10 protein-coding genes are annotated in these 9,100 nt (G+C 37.2%); 7 read left to right on the forward strand and 3 right to left on the reverse strand.

Annotation, left to right across the window (positions count from 1 at the left end; genetic code table 11):
* Positions 1 to 12: 12 nt before the first annotated feature.
* Positions 13 to 1,101 (reverse strand): FUSC family protein, encoded by a 1,089-nt coding sequence (locus SB717_RS21605; protein WP_074682695.1) that lies wholly within the window; start codon positions 1,099 to 1,101, stop codon positions 13 to 15.
* 327 nt (positions 1,102 to 1,428) lie between these two features.
* Positions 1,429 to 2,727 (reverse strand): glutamate-1-semialdehyde 2,1-aminomutase, encoded by a 1,299-nt coding sequence (locus tag SB717_RS21610; RefSeq protein WP_074682697.1) that lies wholly within the window; start codon positions 2,725 to 2,727, stop codon positions 1,429 to 1,431.
* 202 nt (positions 2,728 to 2,929) lie between these two features.
* On the opposite strand from SB717_RS21610, the gene SB717_RS21615 reads away from it, so the two are divergent.
* The 6 genes from SB717_RS21615 to perR all read left to right on the forward strand — a co-directional run bounded on the left by SB717_RS21615 (position 2,930) and on the right by perR (position 7,236).
* Entirely contained in the window at positions 2,930 to 3,943 is a 1,014-nt protein-coding gene (locus tag SB717_RS21615; RefSeq protein ID WP_074682699.1) for an ABC transporter ATP-binding protein, read from the forward strand.
* Positions 3,936 to 4,727 carry an ABC transporter permease gene (locus tag SB717_RS21620; RefSeq protein WP_043977886.1) on the forward strand — a complete coding sequence of 264 codons (792 nt, stop codon included), beginning with the start codon at positions 3,936 to 3,938 and terminating at the stop codon, positions 4,725 to 4,727. Before SB717_RS21615 ends, SB717_RS21620 begins: the two co-directional genes overlap by 8 nt.
* A gap of 9 nt (positions 4,728 to 4,736) precedes the next feature.
* A complete protein-coding gene (locus tag SB717_RS21625; protein WP_074682709.1) occupies positions 4,737 to 5,522 on the forward strand; it encodes an ABC transporter permease in 786 nt (261 codons plus the stop codon).
* Between the two features lie 92 nt (positions 5,523 to 5,614).
* Positions 5,615 to 6,007 (forward strand): ion channel, encoded by a 393-nt coding sequence (locus SB717_RS21630; protein ID WP_013081554.1) that lies wholly within the window; start codon positions 5,615 to 5,617, stop codon positions 6,005 to 6,007.
* 69 nt (positions 6,008 to 6,076) lie between these two features.
* The gene (gene bcp, locus SB717_RS21635; protein ID WP_410904652.1) at positions 6,077 to 6,547 is read left to right on the forward strand and encodes a thioredoxin-dependent thiol peroxidase; all 471 of its coding nucleotides are present in this window, start codon (positions 6,077 to 6,079) and stop codon (positions 6,545 to 6,547) included.
* A 254-nt stretch (positions 6,548 to 6,801) separates the two neighbouring features.
* A complete protein-coding gene (gene perR, locus SB717_RS21640) occupies positions 6,802 to 7,236 on the forward strand; it encodes a peroxide-responsive transcriptional repressor PerR (RefSeq protein WP_013055172.1) in 435 nt (144 codons plus the stop codon).
* Between the two features lie 22 nt (positions 7,237 to 7,258).
* Here the strand turns inward: perR and SB717_RS21645 are convergent, their stop codons facing one another.
* Positions 7,259 to 7,618: a YgzB family protein gene (locus SB717_RS21645; protein ID WP_014461817.1), complete on the reverse strand. Its 360-nt coding sequence runs from the start codon at positions 7,616 to 7,618 to the stop codon at positions 7,259 to 7,261.
* Between the two features lie 222 nt (positions 7,619 to 7,840).
* On the opposite strand from SB717_RS21645, the gene SB717_RS21650 reads away from it, so the two are divergent.
* The gene (locus SB717_RS21650; protein ID WP_074682701.1) at positions 7,841 to 8,707 is read left to right on the forward strand and encodes a nucleotidyltransferase-like protein; all 867 of its coding nucleotides are present in this window, start codon (positions 7,841 to 7,843) and stop codon (positions 8,705 to 8,707) included.
* Positions 8,708 to 9,100 lie beyond the last annotated feature (393 nt).

Consider the following 9,100-nt stretch of genomic DNA (forward strand, 5'->3'; position numbering starts at 1 on the left):
TAGGTGGTGTTTTTAATCTTCTTGTCGCTGATGATTAATATCAAATGAGTTAGCATCTTTGTGATAGTTTTGGAACGTATCAATCAGCTTATCAAGATGCTCTAACTCTTCACTATACTCAATGATGACGGAAATTAAAGGGAAGATATGATAAATAACCTTATTCTCTTCATCATTATCGTATATTTTGTACTGCATAAATTTATCGATTAAAGCTCGTTTTCCAACGCAGGCTTCGTTTGGTACAGTAGTGGTTGGCTGTACGCGTAATTTCCCAATGAATTTTAATAATACTTGCTCATGATACATTAACAGGCACTCAACTTCAGATTTGATTAAATCTTGAAATTGCTGCGGCATGACTTGAAGGTCATTTTCTACTCGGTGAAGTAGTTTCAGGGTTGTAAGAGCGCGTGTTGTAGCGGTAATCATTTGACGAAATAAAACGAGCTTGCGTGACTTAACAAAACGTTTTTTGGTTGAATAAGTGCGTTCTTCTTTGTAGAAATCAAAGATTTGATTCATTTTAGCCACATTGTCTTTCATTTTTTCTATGTCTTCTTTTAACAATGTGTGCTCAGATGCGTGATAAAGATTCATACGAATCCATTTAATAATTTCTTCCGTTGTGCTTACAATTTTATAATACAATCTTGTTTCATACTTTGGCGGAATAAAAATAAGATTGACAATAAATGCTGAGAATACCCCAAGTAACACTGTACCAAAGCGTATAAGCGCATATTCAACGAAATTATCTCCTGGATTTTCCATGATTGCAATTACTGTCACAAGCGCAAGCCCAATTGTATTATTAATACGTAATTTTAAGTTGACTGCGATGACAACAACAGCGGTAAAACCAATAATGATGGGATGGGTACCAAAAATAAGTCCAAAACAAACTGCAGAAGCAGCTCCAATCACATTCGCCTGTATTTGCTCCAATATTGTTAAATAAGATCTGTAAATAGACGGTTGAATTGCAAAAACTGCCGCAATTGCCGCAAATATTGGAGATGGTAAACTTAGAAATTCACCTAATAACAATGAAAGTGTAATGGCAATTCCCGTTTTTAAGATGCGGGCACCAAGTTTCATGTGCGTTCGTAGTTCCTTTCTGTAAAAAAGTTTTTTCGTTATGAAGAATGTTCCCCAAAACAAATGATAAATTGCAAAAATCAATCCTTCTTTATTACATAACCTGTTGGAAATAATATAAACAATAACATACTATACAAGGTTTAAGAATGGATATCAAGAGAAAACAAGCAGAAAAATAAGGGTATTTCTCGGGATTTTTCGACAGGCTGACAAAAAAAAGATGACGCGTAAGAAATGGTTATGAAGGGCGAGGAAGTTCTATAAGAAAACTCAAAGATAAGACAAAAAAGCACTCATTTGAAAATGAGTGCTTTAGCTTAAAAATTAGCGTTCTTCACTTAATTGTTTAAATGCTTTTTCCACGGCTTCTAATGTGTCGGTAATATCTTGTTCTGTATGAGCTGTAGTAAGGAACCAGGCTTCATATTTCGAAGGAGCTAAATTGACACCTTGGTGGAGCATTAGTTTAAAGAAGCGTGCGAATAATTCGCCGTCTGTATTTTCTGCTTGTTCATAGTTTTTGACCGTTTCTGTTGTAAAGTAGAGGGTAAGAGCGCCTTTTAATCGATTGATTGTAATAGGCATGTTATATGTACGAGCATGTTTTAAAATACCTTCTTCGAGCATCGCCCCTAGCTTATCCAGCTGTTCATAAACGCCTTCTTGCTTTAGTACTTCCAGACAAGCAATCCCAGAAAGAATAGAAGCTGGGTTTCCTGCCATTGTACCTGCTTGATAAGCGGGTCCAAGCGGCGCCACTTTTTCCATGATTTCTTTCTTACCGCCGTAGGCTCCGATTGGAAGACCGCCGCCAATGATTTTTCCAAATGCAGTTAGATCGGGCTTTACACCAAGTAAATCTTGAGCTCCGCCGTACATAAAGCGAAACGCTGTAATAACTTCATCATAAATAACAAGCGCTCCAGCTTCGTGAGTTAATTCGTTGACTTGTTCTAAAAAGCCAGGTTCTGGCTCAACAATTCCAAAGTTTCCAACGATTGGTTCTACTAAAACAGCCGCAATTTGATCGCCCCATTTTTCTAATGCTTCCTTGTAAGGCTCGATGTCGTTAAAAGGAACTGTGATGACTTCGTTAGCGATACTTTTTGGTACACCAGCAGAGTCAGGAGTGCCGAGTGTAGAAGGACCAGATCCAGCTGCCACCAATACAAGATCGGAATGACCGTGATAGCAACCTGCAAATTTAATAATTTTATCGCGTCCAGTATAAGCGCGTGCTACACGGATCGTTGTCATAACGGCTTCTGTTCCAGAGTTGACGAAGCGCACTTTATCTAATGCGGGCATCGCTTCTTTAAGCATTTTAGCAAATGTGACTTCATGAACAGTTGGAGTACCGTAAAGAACCCCCGTTTCAGCTGCTTTTGTAATAGCTTTCGTGATATGAGGATGAGCGTGCCCCGTAATAATAGGACCGTAAGCTGCTAAATAGTCAATATATTTATTTCCATCGACGTCCCAGAAATAAGCCCCGCTTGCCTTTTCCATTGCAACAGGTGCTCCGCCTCCTACGGCTTTATATGAACGTGAAGGGCTGTTAACGCCGCCTACAATATGTTCGAGCGCTTCAGCGTGTAATTGTTCTGATTTTGTAAATTGCATGTTATGCCTCCTAATGAAAAATTCAACTTCTTTATTCTATCAAACTTATTTGTTTCTTGAAAAACATTCGAGAACGTGTATGATAGAAATTTGTGAGCTAACTGCTAGAAAATAGTTCCTCGTCTCTTAGAGGAGTTGCTAGCAAGGGCACCGGAAACAATAAAAGAAACCACTAATACGTCGACGTAACGGAGGGAATACAATGAAAAATGCTATTGAGGTGAATCAACTTCGGAAAGAATTTAAAGCTTATTCTAGCCGCTCTGGCCTTAAAGGGGCATTCAGGGATTTATTTACCCGTAATTATAGAGTTATGAAAGCTGTGAACGATATTTCGTTTACCGTAAAACAAGGGGAAATGGTAGGTTATATAGGAGAAAACGGAGCGGGGAAATCGACCACAATCAAAATGCTGACAGGAATCTTAACTCCTACTTCAGGCGAGATTACCGTAAATGGAATGAACCCTCATAAAGAAAGGGAGAAGTTTGCCCAAACGATTGGAGTTGTTTTTGGTCAACGTTCTCAGCTGTGGTGGGATATTGCCGTACAAGAATCTTTCCGCTTGTTAAAAAAAGTATACAAAGTGTCAGATGAAGATTATAACGCTCATATGGAGCACGTTATTCAAACTTTGGATATTGGACCGCTGCTAGATAAGCCGGTGCGAAAGCTTTCTCTAGGTCAAAGAATGCGGTGCGAGCTGGCTGCTGCTCTTATTCATAATCCGCCGCTTCTATTTCTAGATGAACCGACGATCGGTTTAGATGTACTAGTTAAATTAAAAATCCGCCAATTTTTAAAAGAAATTAATGAAAAATATAATACGACGATTTTGCTTACGACACATGATTTAGCAGATATTGAAGCTTTATGTGAACGCGTTGTAATGCTCGATGAAGGCAGTATTATTTATGACGGTTCGCTGCAAAAGCTGCGTTCGAATTGGGGAGACCTTAAACAAGTTACGTTTGAATTTGGAACCGCGCCAAATACAGAGCAGTTGAAGCTATTGACGCAAGGGATGCCTGTTAACTGGATTGAAGGTGATCAAAAATATTTGTGGACAGCGCAGCTTCAAAATAAAGGGGACTTAATGTCTCAGCTGATTGCTAAAGTGGTGGCAAAGCATGAAATCAGTGATATTAATATTGAAGAAATTTCAACGGAAGAAATCATCCGCAACATTTATGAAGAAGGTGTTGTGAATGGATAAATATATAGAGATGATACGCATTCGCTTTTTAATGATGCTGGCGTATCGGACGAATTATTACAGCGGAATATTGATTTATGCGATTAATATTGGTGCTTACTACTTTTTATGGTCCGCTATTTATGGAGGAAAAGAGAATATTCAAGGGTTATCCATTACCCAAATGACAACGTATGTAGCAGTTTCATGGATGGCAAGAGCCTTTTATTTTAATAACATTGACCGTGAAATGGCAATGGAAATTAAAGATGGCAAAGTGGCAGTAGAGTTAATTAAGCCTTATAGCTACCTTGGTATGAAAACGATGCAAGGACTGGGAGAAGGGATTTTTCGGCTGCTGTTTTTCTCAGTGCCCGGTATGATTATTGTTGCGTTTTTATTTCCAGTACAGTTCTCAGCAAATGCAGCAACATGGCTTTATTTTGGACTGTCTTTAATTTTTAGTTTCATTATTAATACCCAAATTAATTTATTAACGGGTATTACGACTTTCTTTCTCTTTAACAACGATGGACTCATTCGAGCGAAGCGCGTTGTTATTGATTTGTTTTCAGGACTTCTCCTGCCGATCAGTTTCTATCCTTTCTGGGCGCAACATATTATGAGCTATTTCCCTTTTCAGGCCATTAGTTATATTCCGAGCATGATTTTCACAAATGGATTTAAAGGGCAGGAAGTAATAAATGCTCTTATCACACAAGCAGTTTGGTCCGGACTTCTATTTATCCCTATTGCATGTTTGTGGAACATAGCGAAGAAAAAAATGGTTATTCAAGGAGGGTAGTCTATGAAAATGTTTTATTTTTCGATTTTCTTTCAGTACATTAGTCAATATATGAAAACAAGGCTTCAGTACCGTACCGACATGGTAGTTGAAGTCATATCGGACTTATTATTTCAAACGGTTAACTTAATTTTTATTTTAGTCGTATTTGGACATACTCAATCGCTGCACGGATGGTCACGAGAGGAAATTATCTTTATTTATGGTTTCTTTTTGGTCCCTTTTGCTATTTTTTCGTCTTTCTTTAACATTTGGGATTTCAACGAGCGCTACATTGTTAAAGGAGAAATGGACCGAATTTTAACGAGGCCTATTCACAGTTTGTTTCAAGTTATTTTAGAGCGGATGGAACTAGAATCATTGTTTGGTGGTGTCACAGGGATTGCCGTCATGGCTTACGCTGCGTCTTCTTTACATCTTCATTTCCAGTGGTATGATGTTTTTATTTTTCTATTATTTATTCTAGGAGGAGCGCTTGTATACGCAGGGATTTTCATCGCCTTAGCAAGCATCGGCTTCTGGTCGGATGCCAGAACCTCTATTATGCCTACTATTTATAATATTGGAAACTACGGAAGGTATCCTGTAGATATTTATAACAATGTCATCCGATATGTTTTAACGTGGATTCTTCCTTTTGCATTTGTAGGCGTATATCCAGCTGCTTATTTCTTAGGAAGGTCAGAATGGTACGGATATGCATTTTTAACCCCAGTGATGGGAATCGTCTTTTTTACAATCTCTATCTTCTTATGGAATACAGGTGTCAAAAAATACAGAGGAGCAGGCAATTAAATGCCTGCTCTTTTTCGTGGCTTCGGAGTAGTAATGAATGGACAAGAACACGCGTATAGTGGTAGTAGAGTATAAATTAAAGGAGTAGAATGATGGTTATTTTTCTAATCCTCGTTATCATTGTTTTTGTAATTGGTAGTATGAAGTTTCTCTTTGAAAAAGAACTTGGAGAATTTCATTTTTTCTCAATTGGTCATTTCTTTGTCTTGTTTTATTCATATATTACAGTTTTATTGGGATTCAGCCTTATTTATACAGTGTGTGAGATGGGGAGTATTCCAGTGTTAAGCGGAGGGTTTGAACATGAAGGTCATTATTTTTATACGCTGTTTAACAGCATGTATTTCAGCGCAGCGACGTTATTTTCAGTAGGATACGGAGATATGTATCCGGTTGGAATTGGGAAATTATTTGCAACTTTTGAAGCGTTTATCGGCTATATTATGCCTGCAATCTTTGTGATGCGAACTGTTACCCGCACTTAAACTTGTCATCTTATCTAATATTGGGTACGCTATTCAAAGAAAATGAAAAGCGTAAAGGAGAAGATAAATATGACAGCTGTAGTTGGAGAAAAAGCACCCGATTTTGTATTGATGTCTACAAATGGAGAGCAAGTATCACTAGCGTCGATGAAAGGGAAAAACGTTGTGCTGTATTTTTATCCGAAAGATATGACGCCAGGCTGTACAACAGAAGCCTGTGATTTCAGAGATCAGCATGAAAATTTTGAAGAGCTAGATGCGGTGATTCTAGGGGTGAGCCCGGATCCAATCGACAAACACCATAAGTTTATTGATAAGCACGGCCTTCCGTTCTTACTTTTAGCTGACGAAGATCACAGCGTAGCTGGAGAGTATGGAGTATGGAAACTGAAAAAAAACTTTGGAAAAGAATATATGGGCATTGAACGCTCCACTTTTATCATTAATAAAGAAGGAACGCTCGTAAAAGAGTATCGCAAGGTTCGAGTGAAAGGGCATGTGGAAGAAGCTTTATCATTTATTAAAGAAAAAATGGCATAAAAACAGGCAGATAACTAGAGCAGTTTTAGTCTTTGAACATACAATATCAGTGTAGGGCATACCTCCTCAGATGTTAATATATTTAAAAGTGTGGATTAATTTCCACACTTCTTTTTTTTCATAAAATATATGAATAGTTTTTACTTATTACATAAAATAGGAATAGGCATCAAGTTGACAAAACGTGGGTAAAACATGTAGACTAATTATAAGAATTATAAAGTAATAATACTTACAGAAGAGGGGTGCATGACGTGTCAAATCATTTACAAGAAGCCCTTGAAACGTTAAAAGGTACTGGCGTTCGTATTACACCACAACGTCATGCTATTTTAGAGTATTTAATCAATTCCATGACACATCCAACAGCAGATGATATTTATAAAGCGCTGGAAGGTAAGTTTCCAAATATGAGTGTAGCAACCGTTTACAATAATTTAAGAGTATTTCGCGAAGTAGGTATTGTAAAGGAACTAACATACGGTGATGCATCAAGCCGGTTTGATTATGTTACAACAGAGCATTACCATGTGATTTGCGAAAGCTGCGGAAAAATTGTGGATTTTCATTATCCTGGTTTAGACGAAGTAGAAAAGCTGGCTGCTCATATTACTGACTTTGATATTAGTCACCACCGAATGGAAATTTACGGAACGTGTCCTGATTGTACGGCTAAAAAAGCGCATTAATAAGCTGATAGTAGTGATACTATCAGCTTTCTTTTTGTTTTTTTCTATTATACTTCTCATCGAATTGTTTTCCTTCAAGAGACCGGTCAAGCGTAAGCGGCTCGTTGCAATACATACACATATCTACGCGCCCTAGCATTTTTGTTTGCTTTTGACATGTAGGGCAGGTTACTTGAACCGCTTTTGTAGAAAGCATGCCAATCCAGAAATAAACGCCGGTACTGGCTACGATACACAGCAACCCCAGAAGCATAAAAATAGTCATTAGCCAGACTGAAGACCGAAAGAAAATTCCCCCATACATAACAATGAAACCAACAAAGATCAGGCTGAGTGCAAACGTGCGAATCTTGTTAATTTTATTTGAATACTTTATCCCCATCAGTATCCCCCCTGTTACCAATATATCACAGAGTGAGACAGTGAATCATAATAAAAATTGAATCTTCGGAAAATTATCGTTGGTTTTTGAGCTTTCTGAATGATTTCCATAATTCTGAGTGGGATATCCGTTATACATCGTATATAATATAAAAAGAAATCTTAGTCCATAGCCTTTAAAATTTTGAAAAATATTTGTTTATTACAGTTAGGAGAGCTCAAAATGGAAGATGTTTTACGGCCAATATATCAAGAAAGAGCTAGCAATAAAGACACACTAGGTATTTTACTGATTGAAAAAAAGAAATCAGAATCTCCAGTGACGGATAATTTGGACGCTATTTTATTTATTGTGACCAAAACCACAGAAACTTCTCTTTTTATTAAACAATACGAATATGAAAATGAGCGTGCGGCACTTTATATGGCTTCTGAACAGCAAATGAGTGAATGGATTATGAATGGGACGAACCGCCGTATTATTGATTGGATCTTAAATGGTAAAGTGCTATTTGATCGAAATGAATATATGGAAAACTTAAAGAAACGCTTAATTGATTTCCCTAGAGAAGATCGGACAAAGAGAATAGGTGTCGAGTTTGCTAAGTTGATTCGCCGATTTAAAGAAGGAAAAGACTTCTATACGTCTAATCATTATTTAGATGCATTCAATCATGTCATTCATGCTCTTCATCATTTAGCACGACTGTCTGTGCTGGAAAATGGATTTCACCCAGAAGTGACAGTATGGAACCAAGTGAAAAAAATAGAACCTGAAATTCATCGCCTTTACGAAGAGCTAATTATTAGTCAAGAAGAGGTTAGCAAGCGTTTAGAGCTGCTTTTCTTAGCAAGTGAATTTCTAGTAAATAAAAAAACTGAATTGGGTGCGAAGCATCTTATTCATATTATGAAAAGTGAAAAGCAGGAATGGACGTTTAATGAACTTGTTCATCATCCCGAAATACGCCCTTATGCTATTGATTTAGGAATACTCCTTGAGTTTTTAATTGAAAAAGATATCATTATGGTAAAAAAAGTAGAAACCAAAGGAAAGAGTTTGTACCATAGACACTATGTGGCGAAATGATAGAGAGATAAAGGGTATCTGATACGGTATGGTTATCACGTATAGATACCCTGACGTATGACTTTAAAGCCTAGATAAAAGGTTTTTCTAAAAAAACACGATTTATTTTAAAAAATCTATTGACGCTTTAAAATATCCGTGGTAAATTTATATACGTCGCCAATGAGCGATACTAAATTTATCAAAAACTTGAAAAAACTTCTTAAAAAAGTTGTTGACAAGAAAGAGGTAAACTGGTAAGATTAAAAAGTCGCTTAAGAGCGGCGGTTGAACTTTGAAAACTGAACAAAGCGACAAACGTCAACGTTAATTTTTGTTTTTAAATTGAGCAAGTCAAACATTTCTTCGGAGAGTTTGATCCTGGCTCAGGATGAACGCTGGCGGCGTGCCTAA

It is taken from the genome of Priestia sp. SIMBA_032 (assembly GCF_046535215.1).
Lineage (GTDB): Bacteria > Bacillota > Bacilli > Bacillales > Bacillaceae_H > Priestia > Priestia aryabhattai.